Annotated in this window: 16 protein-coding genes; 13 read left to right on the forward strand and 3 right to left on the reverse strand. The window is 69.8% G+C overall.

Annotated elements, in window-relative coordinates; translation table 11 throughout:
- Positions 1-3: 3 nt before the first annotated feature.
- Together SCNU_RS06540 and SCNU_RS06545 are read right to left on the reverse strand one after the other, a co-directional pair.
- Positions 4-2163, reverse strand: a complete 2160-nt coding sequence (locus SCNU_RS06540) for an acyltransferase family protein (RefSeq protein WP_009678566.1) — start codon at positions 2161-2163, stop codon at positions 4-6.
- Positions 2164-2250: 87 nt separating this feature from the next.
- Positions 2251-2823, reverse strand: a complete 573-nt coding sequence (locus tag SCNU_RS06545; protein WP_009678567.1) for a TetR/AcrR family transcriptional regulator — start codon at positions 2821-2823, stop codon at positions 2251-2253.
- Positions 2824-2928: 105 nt separating this feature from the next.
- On the opposite strand from SCNU_RS06545, the gene SCNU_RS21105 reads away from it, so the two are divergent.
- From SCNU_RS21105 to SCNU_RS19960, 5 genes are all read left to right on the forward strand, one after another.
- A complete protein-coding gene (locus SCNU_RS21105) occupies positions 2929-5415 on the forward strand; it encodes an adenosylmethionine--8-amino-7-oxononanoate transaminase (RefSeq protein WP_009678568.1) in 2487 nt (828 codons plus the stop codon).
- Positions 5412-6110, forward strand: coding sequence for a dethiobiotin synthase (gene bioD, locus SCNU_RS06560; RefSeq protein WP_009678569.1), 699 nt, complete (start codon positions 5412-5414; stop codon positions 6108-6110). Before SCNU_RS21105 ends, bioD begins: the two co-directional genes overlap by 4 nt.
- A gap of 135 nt (positions 6111-6245) precedes the next feature.
- On the forward strand, positions 6246-7286 hold the full coding sequence (gene bioB / locus SCNU_RS06565) for a biotin synthase BioB (RefSeq protein ID WP_009678570.1): 1041 nt from the start codon (positions 6246-6248) through the stop codon (positions 7284-7286).
- 68 nt (positions 7287-7354) lie between these two features.
- Complete coding sequence (gene bsaP, locus SCNU_RS06570) at positions 7355-7594, forward strand: biotin synthase auxiliary protein BsaP (RefSeq protein ID WP_009678571.1); 240 nt, start codon at positions 7355-7357, stop codon at positions 7592-7594.
- Entirely contained in the window at positions 7591-8208 is a 618-nt protein-coding gene (locus SCNU_RS19960) for a DUF2567 domain-containing protein (RefSeq protein WP_009678572.1), read from the forward strand. The genes bsaP and SCNU_RS19960 overlap by 4 nt, the downstream gene beginning before the upstream one ends.
- On the opposite strand, the gene SCNU_RS06580 is transcribed toward SCNU_RS19960, so the two are convergent.
- Positions 8171-8851 (reverse strand): NUDIX hydrolase, encoded by a 681-nt coding sequence (locus SCNU_RS06580; RefSeq protein WP_009678573.1) that lies wholly within the window; start codon positions 8849-8851, stop codon positions 8171-8173. The genes SCNU_RS19960 and SCNU_RS06580 overlap by 38 nt on opposite strands.
- A gap of 250 nt (positions 8852-9101) precedes the next feature.
- Here SCNU_RS06580 and nadA point away from each other — a divergent pair, with 250 nt between their 5' ends.
- From nadA to SCNU_RS19970, 8 genes are all read left to right on the forward strand, one after another.
- Positions 9102-10112 carry a quinolinate synthase NadA gene (nadA, locus tag SCNU_RS06585; protein WP_050792777.1) on the forward strand — a complete coding sequence of 337 codons (1011 nt, stop codon included), beginning with the start codon at positions 9102-9104 and terminating at the stop codon, positions 10110-10112.
- 5 nt (positions 10113-10117) lie between these two features.
- Positions 10118-11008: a carboxylating nicotinate-nucleotide diphosphorylase gene (nadC, locus tag SCNU_RS06590; protein ID WP_009678575.1), complete on the forward strand. Its 891-nt coding sequence runs from the start codon at positions 10118-10120 to the stop codon at positions 11006-11008.
- 143 nt (positions 11009-11151) lie between these two features.
- The gene (locus SCNU_RS06595) at positions 11152-11619 is read left to right on the forward strand and encodes a GNAT family N-acetyltransferase (RefSeq protein WP_009678576.1); all 468 of its coding nucleotides are present in this window, start codon (positions 11152-11154) and stop codon (positions 11617-11619) included.
- A gap of 32 nt (positions 11620-11651) precedes the next feature.
- On the forward strand, positions 11652-12020 hold the full coding sequence (locus SCNU_RS06600) for a hypothetical protein (RefSeq protein ID WP_009678577.1): 369 nt from the start codon (positions 11652-11654) through the stop codon (positions 12018-12020).
- Positions 12021-12114: 94 nt separating this feature from the next.
- Entirely contained in the window at positions 12115-12936 is an 822-nt protein-coding gene (locus SCNU_RS19965) for a hypothetical protein (protein WP_009678578.1), read from the forward strand.
- 5 nt (positions 12937-12941) lie between these two features.
- A complete protein-coding gene (locus SCNU_RS06610; RefSeq protein ID WP_009678579.1) occupies positions 12942-15164 on the forward strand; it encodes a serine/threonine-protein kinase in 2223 nt (740 codons plus the stop codon).
- An 84-nt stretch (positions 15165-15248) separates the two neighbouring features.
- Positions 15249-15692, forward strand: coding sequence for a protein kinase domain-containing protein (locus SCNU_RS20985; RefSeq protein ID WP_274378026.1), 444 nt, complete (start codon positions 15249-15251; stop codon positions 15690-15692).
- A complete protein-coding gene (locus SCNU_RS19970; RefSeq protein WP_274378027.1) occupies positions 15640-17517 on the forward strand; it encodes a protein kinase domain-containing protein in 1878 nt (625 codons plus the stop codon). The genes SCNU_RS20985 and SCNU_RS19970 overlap by 53 nt, the downstream gene beginning before the upstream one ends.
- Positions 17518-17531: the final 14 nt, after the last annotated feature.

Here is a 17531-nt window from a genome sequence, read left to right on the forward strand (position 1 = left end):
CTGTCAGCCGAGTTGCGGTCCGGTCCACGGCAGGGCCGCGGACAATTGGCGGGACAGTTCCCGCGTCAGGCTGCGGACGTACGTCGCACTCAGGTGGTGATAGTCCTTGTAGACGATGATGTTACCGACCACCGCCGGGCAGAAGTCGGCGGTGCACAGCCCGTCGGAGAGATCCAGGCGGTGGAAGAGCGGGTTCCGGTCCGCGTAGGCGGTAGCCGGATCGACCGCGTGCAAGGCGCTGGTGCGGACGGTGCCGCACGAGCGCGCGTTACCGCCGGACGCCAGGCATTCGGGCGTGTCGATGGGGCCGCGGTCGTTGTGCGGCCACGGATCGTCGCGGATTCCGACGACGGGAATGCCTGCCGCGGTGAGTTCGTCGAACACGCCGACATAGCCGTCGGGCACGTGATCGGCGGGGCCGGCGGGGTTGGGCCGCGTGGAGTTGGTGAACACCGCGTCGGGACGGGTCCGCTTGAGGTCTTCCATCACATTGCGGTTCCAGGTGCGGCACTCCGGATACGGGGTGCCTTCGAGCTTCGTGGGATTCTCCTCGGAAGTGAGCGGACAGCCCATCTTCAGATAGGTGACGATCTTGAATCCGTTGGCCTTGCCGATGGCATCGAGCGCCCCGATCCACATCTCCGCGTGTGAACCGCCGGCGAGCGCGAGGGTCTTGTGTCCCTGCGGATCGCCGTAGACGCCGACGACGGGCTCGGTGACGGTGAAGTCGCTCATGAATCCGTCCGGTCCGGTCATCGGCAGGTCGTCGGCCACCGCGAGTGGTGTCGGCTGCGGGTCGAGCGCGGGCACCGGGGCATTCTCCAGAAGCGCACGCGCACCCGGGTACAGCGCCGGATCGAGGTTCGCGGTGTCGACGGTGACCGTCGACATGTGGCGATCCCACGCGCGGATCGCGCCGGCCGAACCGGCCGACAGGGCGACGAGTGCGACGGTCAGGATGGCGGTGTACGTGATGCGCGGGTGCGATGGCCAGCGGATGTGCGCCATCGACGACCGCCCGCCGCCGCGCATCGGATCCTCCACGTACCGCTTCATGAACCAGGCGAGTCCGAGAGAGACGGCCAGGATGCCCGTGCCTTCGAGGAATGTCGCGTGGTCGGTTCCGCGCCAGGTCAGGAAGAAGATCAGCAGCGGCCAGTGGATCAGGTACAGCGAGTACGACAGTCCGCCCAGACGGACCGCGGGCCGACTGGCGAGGAGTCGGTTGGCCGCGGGAGCGGGCGCGTCCGCCGCCGTCTGGCCGGCCCAGATCACCAGCAGAGTCGCACCCACCGGCACCCAGGCGAGGGCGCCGGGGTACTCCGCGACCCCGTCGATCCACCAACCGCACGTTGCGATGAGCAGCAGCGCGGCGACCGTCGCCGCGCCCCGCAGCCACGAGGCGACCCGCAGTCGCGGCATCCAGATCGCGAACAGTCCGCCGACCAGCGGCTCCCACAGTCGAGAGCGGGTGTCGTAGTAGTTGAACGGCTGGTCGATGTGCAGTCGGTACTGCGCCCACGCGAACGAGGCGATCGCGATCGCGCCGACCAGACAGGCGAACACGGCGCGGATCACGCCGGGCCTGGTCAGCGGCGCGAACCTCGCTCCGCACAGTTTGATCAGACCGGCGACGGCGAGCAGCACCACGAGGGCACCGACGAAGAACTGACCCTGCATGGACATCGACCAGAGATGTTGCAGGGGGCTGTTCGCGGAACTGGCCGCGAGATAGTCCTGAGAGTTCTTCGCCAGGTAGAAGTTCTGGTAGTACAGCGCGCTCGCGAAGGTCTCACGACCGATGTTCAGCCACCGGGTCTGCGGGACGATCAACACCGTCAGGACCACGACGCCGACGAGCACCGTGTAGAGCGCCGGGATCAGCCGTCTGATCAGGCGTTTGAGCCGAGGCCAGGGGTTGACGGTCTCACCGAATCCGATCCGCGCCGACTGGCTGTGAATCGTATGGCGGACGAGGGAACCGATGAAGAAGTATCCGGACAGGGTGAGGAAGACGTCGACGCCGCCGGAGACCCGGCCGAACCAGACGTGAAAGCAGGCGACCAGGGCGATGGCGATGCCGCGGAGACCGTCGAGGTCGGTGCGGTATGCGGGCAGCGTGGCGGCCGGTGCCGGTTCGCGGCGATCGGTGGAGGCGGGCACTTTCGTCGATTCTGTCGGGGCGCAAGGCCTCCCGGGGCGGGTGGCCGCCTCAGTAATCTACGTGCAGGCCTCGCGTCGACGCGAATCTCAGGAGGGTGAGCGGGCGACCTCGCCGCGCGCTCGCGCCCCGTCGAGAATCACTTCGAGCGCGTCGTCGAATTCGGCGGCGAACACCCGTCCCGACGGTCCGGTGACGCCGAGCCGTTCCATCTGTGTCCGCGTCTGCTCTTCGATCGTCAGGCCGATCGTGAGCTGGCAGATCGCGGTCGCCAGGCCTCGGCTCGCCTGCGGGTCGACGCCACCGCGTGCGGCGACGCCCGCGATCACCATTTCGATCCCGCGATCGGCCAATCCCGAGGCCCAGGCCGACGAGACCACTTCCGCGCTGTCGGGGACCGCGAGCAGAGCCTGTCGCATGTCGGTCGCGAGGCGCTGGAGTTCGGCGAGCCAGTCGATGTCGTCGACCGGTCCGGGCACGGTGGACAGGATGTCCTCGGCGAGCGCCGCGAGCATCGTCTGCTTGTTCGGGAAGTGCCAGTACAGCGCGTTCGGCCGGACGCCGAGGTCGGACGCGAGCCTGCGCATGGTGAGGTCGGCGAGGCTGTGCTCGGCGAGGATGTTCCGCGCCGCGATCAGGATGTCCGCCCTCGTGTTGCTCACGGCCCCACCCTATCCGACCTGTCCTGTACGCCGTCCAGGCGCTTCCTGTACATCGTTCAGGACGTCCTGTACGGTGTCCAGGAATTGCCGAGTTGCCCGGGTGGGATGAGCGACGAACAGGAGGTCGAAGTGGACCAGGTCACCATTGCCGAGGTCGACGCACGACACGTCTGGCATCCGTACGGGGCGTTTCCCGCGAGCACACGACCGCTGGTGGTGCGTGACTGCGAAGGCGTCCGCATCCGGCTGGCAGACGGCACCGAGTTGATCGACGGGATGAGCTCCTGGTGGGCCGCCGTTCACGGGTACCGGCACCCGCGCCTGGACACGGCGCTCGCCGAACAGGCCGGCCGGATGTCGCACGTGATGTTCGGCGGACTCACCCACGAGCCGGCCGCACGACTGGCGGCGGCGCTGGTCGAGATGACACCCGAGCCGCTGCAGAAGGTCTTCTTCGCCGACTCCGGATCGGTCGCCGTGGAGGTCGCGGTCAAGATGGCGATCCAGTACTGGCGCAGCCGCGGTCAGGAGGGCAAACGACGTCTCCTCACCTGGCGCGGCGGCTACCACGGCGACACGTTCGCGCCGATGAGCGTGTGCGATCCCGACGGCGGGATGCACGCCATGTGGCGCGGCGTCATCGCGGACCAGGTGTTCGTCCCGGCGCCGCCTGATGCCCGCTCCGGGGCCGCGGCGGACGAGGCGTACCTGACGATGCTCGACGCCCAGCTGGACCTCCGGCGCGACGAACTCGCCGCCGTGATCGTCGAGCCGGTGGTCCAGGGCGCGGGCGGCATGCGATTCCACTCGCCCGAACTGATCGCCGGATTGCGTCGGCTGTGCGATGTGCACGACGTCCTGTTGATCTGCGACGAGATCGCGACCGGATTCGGGCGCACCGGAACTCTCTTCGCGGTCGACGCCGCCCGGGTCGCGCCCGACATCATGTGTGTGGGCAAGGCACTGACCGGTGGCTATCTCACACTCGCGACGACTCTCACCACGGACCCGATCGCCGATGTGATCAGCCGCGGCGAGGCCGGCGGACTGGCTCACGGGCCGACGTTCATGGCCAACCCACTGGCCTGCGCCGTCGCCTGCGCCTCGCTGGCGGTGCTGGAGGACTCGGACTGGCAGGCGCGGGTGCCGCAGATCGGACGGCGACTCGCCGACGGCCTCGCGCCGCTCGTCGACCTGCCGGGCGTCGCCGACGTCCGCACTCTGGGCGCCATCGCGGTGGTCGAACTCGACGTCGAGGTCGACATGGCCGCGGCGACCGATGCGGCCGTCCGAGCCGGGGTCTGGGTCCGCCCCTTCCGGAACCTGATCTACGCGATGCCCCCGTTCATCATCGACGACGCCGACCTCGACACCCTGGTCACCGGGATCACCGCCGCCGCGACCGCGTCGGTGGCCGCCGCGGCGGTCGTCGCCGGTCGTCGCCGAGCCGGAGCTGGCGTCATGAGCGCGCCGTGGCTCGCGGACGTCGCCGAGCGGACCCTGGAAGCCGGGCTGCATCGCGAACCGGTGGTGCGCCGAGCCGGCGCCGCAGAGATCAATCTGGCCTCGAACGACTACCTCGGCCTGTCGAGCCATCCCGCGGTGATCGCCGGAGCCCACGCCGCCCTCGACGAATGGGGCGCCGGTTCGACGGCGTCCCGCCTCGTCGCGGGCACGACCGCCGCGCACATCGACTTCGAGAACGACATCGCCGACTTCCTCGGCTTCGAGGCGGCCCTGACGTTCTCGTCGGGCTACCTCGCGAACATCGGTGCGATCACCGCGCTCGTCGGACGCGGCGACCTGATCGTCAGCGACACCGGTGCCCACGCCTCGCTGATCGACGGATGCCGGCTGTCGCGGGCTCGCGTCGAGGTGGTCCCGCGGGGAGACACCGAGGCCGTGCGCCGTGCCCTGGCCCGACGGACCGAGGATCGCGCGCTCGTGGTCACCGACTCGATCTACAGCATCGACGGCATGATCGCGCCGCTGCGCGACTACTACGACGCGGCCGCCGAGCACGGGGCGATCATGCTCGCCGACGAGGCCCATGCCCTCGGGGTCCGCGGACCCGGAGGTCGGGGCGTCGCCGCGGAACAGGGACTCTCCGGCGCACCCGGGCTGGTGATCACCACGGTCGCCTCCAAGTCGCTCGGCGCACAGGGAGGGATCGTGCTCGGCACCGGCCTGCTGCGCGACCATCTGATCGATCACGCGCGCACGTTCATCTTCGACACCGGGCTCAACCCGGCCGCCGTCGGTGCCGCACACGCCGCGCTGCGGGTGCTGCGTGGCGATCCGCAGATGCCCGACCGGCTGCGTGCGGGAGTCCGCCGCCTCGCGTCGGCCTGCGGCGGCGACGTTCCGGACGCGGCTGTCGTCTCGCTGATCGTGGGCGACCCGGTCGCGGCCGTCCGCGCCGCCGCGATCTGCCGTGAGGGCGGAGTGTTCGTCGGCTGCTTCCGACCGCCGTCGGTGCCCGAGGGGACGTCCCGCCTGCGGCTCACCGTCCGCGCGGATCTCGACGACGACACCCTCGACACCGTCGCCGCGGTTGTGACCGCGGCCCTGCGCGAGGTCGGAGCGGCATGAGCGCGCAGATCATCGCCGTCACCGGGACATCCACCGATGTCGGCAAGACGGTAGCGGTGGCGGCCCTGGCCGCCGCCGCACAGGCCGCCGGACGTCGCGTCGCGGTGTGCAAGGCCGCCCAGACCGGTGTCGCGCCGGGGGAGCCGGGCGACCTCGCGGAGATCCGGCGTCTGGCCGGGCCGTTGCCGGGCGCCGAGCCCGCCCGCTATCCGGAGCCACTGGCGCCGGAGACCGCGGCCGCCAGATCGGGGTTGCCGCCGGTGACGCTCGACGCGATCGCCTCGGCCGTCTCCGGTCTCGCGGCGGACGCCGACCTGGTGCTGGTGGAGGGCGCAGGCGGTGCGCTGGTTCGGCTCGGTCCCGGGTTGACGATCCTCGACGTCGCCAAGCGGCTGAACGCCGAACTGCTCGTCGTCACCGACCCGGGACTCGGCACCCTCAACCACACCGAACTCACCACGCGGGCGATCGATGCGGCCGGGGTCAGGACGCGGGGCCTCGTGATCGGCTCCTGGCCGGACGCGCCGGATCTCGCCATGACCTGCAACCTCGCCGACCTGCCGCGGCTCACCGGCGTGCCGATCGTCGCGACAGTGCCCGCGGGCTCGGGACGACTGCCTGCCGACGAGTTCCGCGCACGGGCCCCCGGCTGGGTCGACGCCGCGCTGTTCCCCGCCCCGACCGCCCTCGTGTGAAGGCTGCCATCTGCGCCTTGCACGCCCCGACACCGACGAAGTGCCTCCTTAAGGGCCGCCGAGGGCAATATGCCCTCGGCTCGCGCTCAACGAGCATTTTCTGAACATCAACCCCATCCACGAAGGAGACCCCGAATGACCACGACTGCCGACACGACCGCCCCGGCAGGCATCGACGCCGTCGACGACATCCTCGCCGTCGCGCGCGAGCAGGTCCTTGAGAAGGGCGAAGGGCTGAGCCGCGACCAGGTGCTGTCGGTGCTGCAGCTCGGCGACGACCGCCTCACCGAACTGCTCCAACTCGCACACGATGTGCGGATGCGCTGGTGCGGCCCGGAGGTCGAGGTCGAGGGGATCATCTCGCTCAAGACCGGCGGCTGCCCCGAGGACTGCCACTTCTGCAGCCAGTCCGGACTGTTCGCGTCACCGGTGCGCAGCGCCTGGATCGACATCCCCTCGCTGGTGGAGGCCGCCAAGCAGACCGCCAAGACCGGCGCGACCGAGTTCTGCATCGTCGCCGCCGTGCGCGGCCCGGACAAGCGACTGATGACCCAGGTCGCCGCGGGCATCGAGGCGATCCGCAACGAGGTCGACATCCAGATCGCCTGCAGTCTCGGCATGCTCACTCAGGAGCAGGTCGACGAGCTCGCGGCGATGGGCGTCCACCGGTACAACCACAACCTCGAGACAGCGCGGAGTCACTTCCCGAACGTCGTGACCACCCACACCTGGGAGGAGCGGTGGGGCACGCTCAAGATGGTCCGCGAAGCCGGTATGGAGGTGTGCTGCGGCGGCATCCTCGGCATGGGAGAGAGCCTGGAGCAGCGCGCCGAGTTCGCCGCCGACCTCGCGTCGCTGGAGCCTGACGAGGTTCCGCTCAACTTCCTCAATCCGCGCCCCGGCACCCCGTTCGGCGATCTCGACGTCCTGCCCGCCTCGGAGGCTCTCAAATCCGTCGCCGCCTTCCGGCTCGCCCTGCCGCGCACCATCCTGCGCTTCGCCGGCGGCCGCGAGATCACTCTCGGCGACCTCGGTGCCAAGCAGGGCATCCTCGGCGGCATCAACGCGGTCATCGTCGGCAATTACCTGACCACCCTCGGTCGGCCCGCCGAAGACGACCTCGATCTGCTCGACGATCTGTCGATGCCGATCAAGGCCCTCAATGACACGCTGTGAACCACGCCGGTAGCCTCGAAAGTCGTGGCCCGTCCGCCGCGGCCATCAGATTCCAGGAGGCGTCGAGCATGACGAGCGTGATCCCCGGTCCGCTGCAGCAGCCGCTGCGGTTCGGCGTCTACACGGGCGTCGAACTCGAGCTCCAAGCGGTCGACGCGATTCCCGAGGCAGCCAAGCTGGGACTGGAACCGCCGCGGTTCTGCGGCCAGTGCGGTCGGCGGATGGTCGTGCAGGTCCGACCCCACGGCTGGGACGCCAGATGTTCGCGCCACGGAACGGTCGACTCGACGGAGCTGGGAGAGCGATGAACCTGCGCCGGGTGGTCGTGGTGGTGGTCGCGCTGATCGTGGCGGCGGTCGTCGTCGGAGGACTGTGGGCGCTGCTCGCCCCCGTCCCCGACCTCGTCGTCGAACACGGCGGTCAGATGCGATTCGCCACCGAGGCGGACCCGGCCAAACTCTTCGACGGCGTCGCGATCTTCGCCTTCCTGTCCCTCGGCCTCGGCGCGCTGATCGCGCTCGCCACCTGGTTCGGGCTCCGCTCGTCGCGCGGGCTGGGCGGACTCGCGTTCGTCACGCTGATGTCGATCGCGACATCGGCATTGGCGATCGACCTGGCCGGGCGCTTCGGCCGGATGGCGCACGGTGCGCTCGACCGCAGCGTTCCCGGCACCTATCAGGGCACCGTGAATCTCTGGCTCGAAGGCGACGTCGGCCCGGCGTGGGTGCTGCTCGTCTGCGCGCCCACCGCGGGCGTCCTCGTCTACCTGATCTGCGTCATCGCCAGCGCACACGCCGACCTCGGAGTCGGCGACCTGGAACCGGCCCAGGCGCCGGTGGCCGTCGACGCGGGCCTCGCGCCGATCGACGCCGTCGGTCCCGAGGTCACATCGGAGGACGAAGGGCCGCGAACTCGTCCGTGACGCGCAGGCGCGTGTCGGCGAATTGATACAGCGCGGGCGGGCGTCCGCCGGTGCGGCCGGTCCGGCCCACCGTTCCCGTCGCGACCACCACACCGCGTCGCGAGAGGACGCGCAACAGGTTGGTCGAATCGACCGGGTATCCGAGTGCGGCGCCGTAGATCTCCGACAGCTCCGACATCGGGAACTGACTCGGGGCCAGGGCGAACGCGATGTTCGTGTACGACAGTTTGCCCGCGAGGCGGTGCCTGGCCAGATCGATCACGTCGCGGTGGTCGTAGGCGAGCGCAGGCAGGTCGTCCACGGCGAACCACTCGGCGTCCGCCACGCTCTCGGCGGGGATGTCGCTCGGCACCAGGGCGAGGAAGGTCGACGCGACGGTCCGCTGCTCGGGTACTCGGTCGGGGTCGGAGAACACGGACAACTGTTCGAGGTGCGCCACTCGGGTGAGCCCAGCCCGCGTACCCAGCCATCGAACCGCCGCGGCGCCGAGCGTCTCGCGTTCGACGATCGGCCCACCCGGCAGGGACCAGCCCGCCTTCTCGCATCGGCGGAGCAGGACGTGCAGCGCCGGGACCTCCGGCTCGGACTCCCGGACCTGGAAGACGGCGGTGAGCACCTCGACGCGCACGGTGGTTTCGGCCATGCGATCCAGATTAGGAGACGGTCGTGCATGGCCTCACCTCCGGTGAGTGGAGGTGGTGCTTGATTCGTCGGCCACACGCGCGAGCACAGCCACGGGAATGCGTCGCCGATCACAGGTGTTACGATGACGACATGTTTTCGACCAGTGATCGAAAACCCTCCGGGCGCAGCCCGCGCGGAGACCATGCGATGGGAGTGCAGTCGCCATGACTACTGGAACCGTGATCACCCGGACCGAGACCGACCTCGGCATGCCCGACCCGAGGCACGGCATTCCGCCGGCCTACGGCGGGGTGGAGCCGACCGCGGAGTGGGCTGCGGAGATCAAGCGTCTCGCGAAGGCGCGCAACGCCGCGATCCTCGCGCACAACTACCAGCTGCCCGAGATCCAGGACATCGCCGACCACGTCGGCGACTCGTTGGCGCTGTCGCGGATCGCGGCCGAGACCGACGCCGACGAGATCATCTTCTGCGGCGTGCATTTCATGGCCGAGACCGCGAAGATCCTGAGTCCGACCAAGCGCGTGCTCATTCCCGACGAGCGTGCCGGCTGCTCGCTCGCCGACTCGATCACCGCAGACGACCTCCGCGCGTGGAAGGCCGAGTTCCCGGACGCCGTGGTCGTCTCGTACGTCAACACCACCGCCGAGGTGAAGGGGCTGACGGACATCTGCTGCACGTCGTCCAACGCCGTCGACGTCGTGGCGTCCATCGACCCCGACAAGGACGTGCTGTTCCTCCCGGACCAGTTCCTCGGCGCGCACGTGAAGCGCGAGACCGGCCGCGACAACATCCACATCTGGGCGGGCGAGTGCCACGTCCACGCGGGCATCAACGGCGACGAGCTGACGGAGCAGACCGAGAGCCACCCGGGCGCGGACCTGTTCATCCACCCGGAGTGCGGGTGTGCGACGTCGGCGCTCTACCTGTCGGGCGAGGGGATCGTGCCGCAGGATCGGGTGAAGATCCTCTCCACCGGCGGGATGATCGACGCCGCCCGGGCCACCAGCGCCAAGCAGGTGCTCGTCGCGACCGAGGTCGGCATGTTGCATCAGCTGCGCCGCGCGGCGCCGGAGATCGACTTCCAGCCGGTCAACGACCGCGCCGCGTGCCCGTACATGAAGATGATCACCCCGGCGGCATTGCTCCGCTGCCTCACCGAGGGCAAGGACGAGGTCGACGTCGCACCCGATGTCGCGGCTCGCGCACGACTCTCGGTGGAGCGGATGATCGCGATCGGAAACCCGGGTAGCGGAGAATAGGGCGAGTGAACTCCTTCATCGGCCAGCAGCAGGCAACCGGCGACCTCGACCTCATCGTGGACGAGGAGGTGATCGCCCTCATCCGCACCGCACTCCTGGAGGACCTGCGGTACGGGCCCGACGTCACCACGCTCGCCACCGTGCCCGCCGACACCGTCGCCGATGCGAAGATCGTCTCGCGTCAGCACGGTGTGATGGCGGGTCTGCCGGTGGTCCGCGCGGTCTTCGACGAGGTGATCGGACCGGACAACTACATCGTCACCGAACAACTCGGGGACGGGGCCCGGGTGGAGCCGGGGACGGTCGCACTCGCGCTCCGGGCACCTGCCGCATCACTGTTGACCGCGGAGCGGACGGCGCTGAATCTGCTCTGTCACCTGTCCGGCATCGCTACGGCCACCGCGGCCTGGGTCGACGCGGTCGATGGGACGCAGGCACAGATCCGCGACTCGCGGAAGACGCTCCCCGGGATGCGGTCGCTGCAGAAGTACGCGGTACGGGCGGGCGGCGGCGTGAACCATCGGATGGGTCTCGGCGACGCGGCGCTCATCAAGGACAACCACGTGGTCGCCGCGGGCGGCGTCGCTCGAGCCCTTGAGGCGGTCCGGGCGGCTGCGCCGGACGTGCCGGTGGAGGTCGAGGTCGATTCGCTGGATCAGCTCGACGAGGTGCTCGCGCTGACCCCGCAGTTGGTTCTGCTCGACAACTTCGAACCGTGGGCGACGCAGATGGCCGTCCAGCGACGCGACGCGCGGTCGCCGGAGACGAAGCTGGAGTCGTCGGGCGGACTGTCCTTGGACTTCGCGATGGACTACGCGCGGACCGGCGTCGACTACCTGGCCGTCGGCGCGCTGACCCACTCGGTGACGGTTCTGGACTTCGGTCTGGACATGTGAGGCCGTCTGAGCGACGGAGCGCCTCGAGATCAGGTTCCTGACCCGAGCGTCCCCGTGGCGGCTGCCGGCGGACCATCTGTCCATCGAGGTCGGTCACGGGGACGGATGGGCCGCTGTATCGCCGTCGTGCATGATGGGGCCTGATGACGTACCTCGTTCGAGCCTCCGTCCTGTCCGACCTCGACGCGGGCACCCTCCACGAACTCCTCAAGCTGCGCGTCGATGTGTTCGTCGTCGAGCAGGAGTGCGCGTATCCGGAGATCGACGGGCGGGACACAGAGTCGACGACCCTCCACTTCTGGTGCGAGGACGAGGAGGGAACACCCGTCGCCACGTTGCGGGTGCTGCGTGACGTCGCGGCCGACGGAACCTACGAACTGCGAATCGGGCGAGTCTGCGTCCGCGCGGATCATCGTGGCACCGGAGCGGCGAGCGAGCTGATTGATCGGGCCGTCGCCTACATCGGGCGCGATTCGAGTGTCATGGATGCGCAGTCGCACCTGGTGGGGATGTACGCGAAGTGGGGTTATCTGCCCGCCGGGGCGGAGTTCGTCGAAGACGGCATTCCGCACACTCCGTTGCGCCGGAACGAGGGTCGTTCGGAACGCTGACGGCGAGCCCATCGATGGGTACTGTCGCCGCGATGAGCAGCTACTACGACAAGTATCCGGTCGAGCGACGGACCTCCTCGCACGACGGCGCGGCGCGTGCGACGGTGATCCTCGGATTGATCGCCTGCACGATCGCCGGAATCGTCGCCGCCGGCTGGCTGCTCTGGAGCAGCTCGTCGGTCCCGACTGGCAGAGGCGACTACGAAGTCCGATGTGCGGCCGTGATGACGGATCCGGTGCGGACGGCAGACCTCGAAGACGGCGGCGACTACACGGCCGCGGTCTGCGGCCAGCAGCGGACGCGTCGTCTGGCCCTGGCCGGATTCGCTGTCCTCGTGACGGTCGGCGCGGGACTGGCGAGTCGCAGCGTATTCCGGCGCTCCGAGTTCGGTGCGGGGTAGTGGCTCGGGGCGAGAAAGACTGAGCGATGGCGCAGGTCGGCCGCTTGAACGACGACACGTTCCGGCCGGGTGGGCGTGCTTGTAGCCTGACGGCGTGAACTCATCGCCGACACCGGGATCGGGCTTCGGTCGCTTCCCCGAACCCGATCGCCCCGTCCCTCCGGCAGACCATCGCACGCGGACCCCGGCGGCTCAGCGGGCACCGCGCCCGGCGCAGCACAACGCACCTGCGCCGAATGCTCCCGCGGGCGACTTCACGACGCCGGTCGAACTGCGGTGCGTCCTGCAGCCCGACACCGAGATCCGGCGGGCGGTTCCGCTGCTGATCTTCACATTCCTCTTCGCGGCTCTCGTGGTCGCGGTCGTGATCGGCGTCGCTGCACCGGATGCGCCCGCGGTGGGCATCGTCTGCGGTCTCGTCGCGGGTGCGGCGGCCAGTGGGGCGATGTACGCCCGCATGAAGTCGCGACTGACTCGCACCTACGGGCAGTTGCAGCGGCTGCTGCTGACCCCGCGCGGTCTGCAGCGCACCGACGGGACCGTCGTCAACGACATGCCGTGGGCGACGATGACGCGCATCGAGGTGCGGAACTCGGCTCTGCCCGGCCGGCGGGCGAACGTCCTGCGGTCGGGAGTCGCGGGCGCGGGCGCCAACGTCGCGATCGGGGCAGCGCACACCAAGATCGCCGCAGGCATCGTCGGACGATCGACCCTGACGCCGTTGCCCGGCGCCAACCGCACACAGCTCAAGGTGCATGATCAGACCGCAGGCGGGCGGTCGAACCTGAGCGGTGGGCAGCCGTTCGTGGCGGAGCAGGGACTGATCTTCCCCGGTGAGTTCGAGACCGACTGGACCCGCGGCGTCGTCGGCGCCTGGCTGCGGCACTACCGGCCCGACCTGCAGCTGCCTGCGTGAGCGCGATGGAACCCGGTGCGCAGTTCGCCGGATACGTGATCGAACGCTGGCTCGGATCCGGCGGAATGGGCGAGGTCTACCTGGCCCGACACCCCCGTCTGCCGCGGCACGACGCGCTCAAAGTGCTCGCGCCGCAGTTCACGTCCGAACCGCACTACCGCGCGCGGTTCGAGCGGGAGGCAGAGCTCGCGGCGGGACTCCGGCATCCGGCCATCGTGCCGGTGCACGACCGCGGCGAGTCCGAAGGACGCCTCTGGCTCTCGATGGCGTACGTCGACGGCGAGGACCTCGCCCAGCGACTCAGAGCCACCGGACCGCTCGCGGCGAACCAGGTGGGGTTCGTCGTCGCGGTGGTCGCCGACGCACTCGACCGCGCCCACTCGAGCGGGCTGGTCCACCGCGACGTGAAGCCCGCGAACATCCTGCTGAGCCACGACGGCGACGTGCTGCTGACCGACTTCGGCATCGCGCGGCCGGCCCTCCCGGATACGGCGTTGACAGCGACCGGAACCGCCGTCGGCACACTCGACTTCGCGTCGCCGGAGCAGTTACAGGGTCTGACCGTAGACGGGCGTAGCGACCAGTACTCGCTCGCCTGCACCGCCTTCGCGCTGCTCACCGGCGTCGCGCTGTTCGCCGACAGCAGTGCGGCGCGTGTGATCACCAGGCAGCTGAGCGATCCGCTCCCATCGGTGCTGGCGCGACGACCGGATGTGACGGCGGCGGTCGACGCAGTCCTGAGCCGGGCGACCGCCAAGGACCCGGACCTTCGGTTCGCGTCGACCGCCGAGTTCGCCGGGGCGCTGAACCGGGCGCTCGCCGAGCATCCGGCGGCGGTGGCCGCGTCAGCGCAGCTCGGGCCGACCGTGGTCGGCCCGAACCGGGCACCGGGCCTTCCCGCGCAGGCACCGTCGTCGCCCACCTCGTGGCTGACCGGCCGCCGGGTCCTGATGCTCGGTGCTGCCGCGCTGGTGGTCGTGCTGGCGATCGGCGGAGCGATCTGGGCGGTCCTCCCGGATCGCTGGAAGACCGGCGAGGGCGACTACCTCCAGGAGCTGACTGCGGCCGCGCGCGAGATGACGCTGCCGAACGTGAATCCGCTGTTGCCATCGCTCGAGACGAAGCCGACGGCGTCGAAATGGCAGTATCGACCGCCGGCGGGGCAGGACGAGGGCGGTGCCGGCGCCAAGGTCCTCGGCGCGGGCGGCGACGTCGTGCTGGTCGGTCGGGACGCCGACGTCGACATCGTGGACGCGACCACCGGCCAGACCCGGCGGACGGTCCAGATCCGAGGCGATGAAGCAGCATGGGAGTGCGGTGTGCACGCTTCCGGCGAATGGGCCGCCTGCCAACTCGGCACCAGCGGGCCGCTCACGACGATCGACCTCGGTCGGGGGACGGTCACCGGCACGACGACCGACTCGCCCGACAGCTTCGCCATCGTCGGCGACGCCGTCGTGCTGTCGTCCGGCTCGGGCGACTCGTACCACGTGGAGGTCGTCGATCGGCGGGCTCACACGCTGTGGGAGCGCGACTCCACCGCCGACGTGACCATCGGTGGACCGGTGGTCGGCGTGATGCCACGTCCGAGCGGGGCGTTCGCCACCGATCAGATGGTCGCGATCCGGGTCAGCGACGGCAGGGAACTCGCGAAGACCGACAAGCCGGCGCGCGACTACGAGACCGAGCCGCAGTTCTTCCCATACGCCGGAGGCTTCCTTCTCGGCGATCATTTCTACGACACCGACGGCAAGCAGCTGGCGCGGCTGACCGGGACGTGGCAACCGCTGACCGTCACGCGCGGCAACCCGTTGACCGCGCCCGCCCCGGCACTGTTGCTGATGGCAGATCTCGACGACGAGATCGGCGTGATCGATCCGGCGACCGGCGACCTCCTGTGGTCGCGCAAACTCGGCGGCGCGTACAGCGCGCACCAGACCGCGGCCGGATCGTCGGTGCTGGTGACGAATATGAAGGCGCAGGAGGAACTACCGCGATTCGCCTGGTACACCCTGGCGACGGGGGAGGGCACGTCGATGTCGAAGAGTCAACTGCGCGAGGTGCTGGGCACCGACGGGACTCGGGTGCTGATCTCGACTTCCGACGCCTTCGTGGTGTACGACGCGGGCGGTCGGACTCCACTGTGGCGTCTGCCCATCGACATGACGATCGGGGTCACCGTGCAGGCGGGCGGACACGTGTACTGGAATGCCTATCGTGTCGTGTGATCGGCGGCGAGCGGCCGCGGACTCCGTCGCGCCGACGTGGTCCGACACCCGAATGATGCGCCTGAGCGACCGGGGTAGGTTGTCGTGCGTGAAGAGACTCGCGGCGCCCGGCCGGTCCGCATGAGCAGCATGGATCCCGGCACGGAGTTCGCCGGGTACCGCATCGAGCGCCGCCTGGGCGCGGGCGGAATGGGCGAGGTGTACCTCGCCGCGCATCCGCGGTTGCCCCGCTCCGAAGCGCTCAAAGTGCTCGCGCCGCAGTTCACCGCGGACCCGCAGTATCGCGCCCGTTTCGAGCGAGAGGCCGAGCTGGCGGCCGGGCTCCGGCATCCGGCGATCGTGGCCGTGCACGACCGCGGCGAGGCCGACGGCCGCCTCTGGATCGCGATGGCCTACATCGACGGCCGGGATCTCGCGCAACGCATCCGCGAATCCGGTCCGCTCGGGGCGAATCAGGTCGCCGTTCGTCGTATCGGTGGTCGCCGACGCGCTCGACCGCGCGTCCGCGCGCGGTCTCGTCCACCGTGATGTGAAGCCCGCGAACATCCTGCTGAGCAGCGACGGCGACGTGCTGCTGACCGACTTCGGCATCGCCCGGTCGAGTGCGCCGGGCAGCGAACTGACCGCCACCGGATTCGCTGTCGGGACCGTCGACTTCGCCTCGCCCGAGCAACTGCAGGGAATGCCGGTCGACGGCCGGAGCGATCAGTACTCGCTGGCGTGCACCGCGTTCGCACTGCTGACCGGTCGCGCGCCGTTCGCGGCGAGCAGCGCCGCCCGAGTCATCAGCAGCCAGCTCAACGATCCGCTGCCGTCGGTGCTCGATCGTCGTCCGGACGTCACCCGCGGGGTCGACGAGGTGCTCGCCCGGGCGACGGCGAAGGACCCGGCACAGCGATTTCCGGACTCGACGTCGTTCGCCGCGGCTCTCGCCGATGCACTCGCCGTGGTTCCTGCCGCCGCCGCGCCGCCGAACGCCGCCGACGATCCGGCGTATCGGCCGACGGTCGCCGCTCAACCGACACCCGCAGCGTCGTCGCCCCTACCCGCGACGACCGGACGGTCGTGGCTGATCGCCGGCGCGATCGCGCTGGTGATCGCCGTCGTGGCCGGGATCGTGTGGGCGGTGAGCGGCTCCGGCGACGACGCCGTCGCCGTCGGCGACTACGTGCAGAAACCGACCGATGAGATCGTCGGTCTGCGAGTGCCGCAGGCCACGCCGGTGCTCTCATCGTTGACCGACAAGCCGGGCGACCACGGCTGGCTGTACAGCGGTCCGCCCGGCACGTCGGAATACGGGATCGATGTCGTCGGCTCGGCGGGTCCGGTCGGGGACCGATTCCTCTTCGGCCGTGACGGTGCCCTCGACATCGTCGCCGCGGACGGTGCCCGCCTCGTCCGGACCGTCAGAATCGACAGCGAGTACGCGCCGACCCGATGCGAATCGAATGCGGCGGGCGCGTGGGCCGTCTGTCAACTCCACCACAGCAACGGCCCCGTCGTGGTGATCGACCTCCTCCGAGGCGTGGTGACCGCCGAACTCGGCGTCGTCGACTCGTTCTCGCTGGCCGGCGACGTCGTGCTCACGACCACCCGGATCGGCACGGAGACCGCAGTCGAGGCGTTCGGTCGCACGGGACGGTCGATCTGGCGGCGGACGTCGCTGAACTACGTCGGGCTCGGCGGATTCGACGTCGCGATCAAACCGCCGCCGGTTCCCGGCAAACCGCTCACGGACGAGATCGTCGTGGTCCGAGCGAGCGACGGCAAGGAGGTCGCTCGCGCCGCCAGGACGGAGACGATGGGCCTCGATGCAGACTTCGTGCCGTTCGCGACCGGATTCGTCCTCGCCGATCGGATCTACGACACCGACGGCAGACGACTGTCCGTCATGCCGGCCAGTTGGCACGTGCTCGACGTGTCGCGTGTGAGCGGTTCGGCTTCGGTGGCACCGTCGCTGCCGGTCGTCATGAAGGGGAAGGACGAGATCGGCGCGGTCAATCCGGCGACCGGAAACGTGCTGTGGTCGCGCCGGACGGCGGGCGACCTGAGCTCCGGGGTCGAGGCGATCGGTCAGTCGGTGTTCATCAGCGACGCGGGCTCGTACGAGCATCCGACCCGGTTCGCCTGGTACGACCTGGTGGGCGGCGACGGCGGCACGGCCACCGAGCGCGACGTCCACGCGTCACTGGGTACGGACAGCGTCAACCTCGCGGTGAAGACGAAGACCGGCCTCGCTGCCTACGCACCCGGCACCGACCGTCTGCTCTGGAGTCTGCCGCTCGGTGACGATGCCTCCGGACTGGAGTCGGCGGGCGGACACATCTTCCTCGGTGGACGGATGATCGTGTGAGGCGGATGATCGTG

Origin of the sequence: Gordonia neofelifaecis NRRL B-59395 (assembly GCF_000192435.1) — a bacterium.
GTDB classification, from domain to species: domain Bacteria; phylum Actinomycetota; class Actinomycetes; order Mycobacteriales; family Mycobacteriaceae; genus Gordonia; species Gordonia neofelifaecis.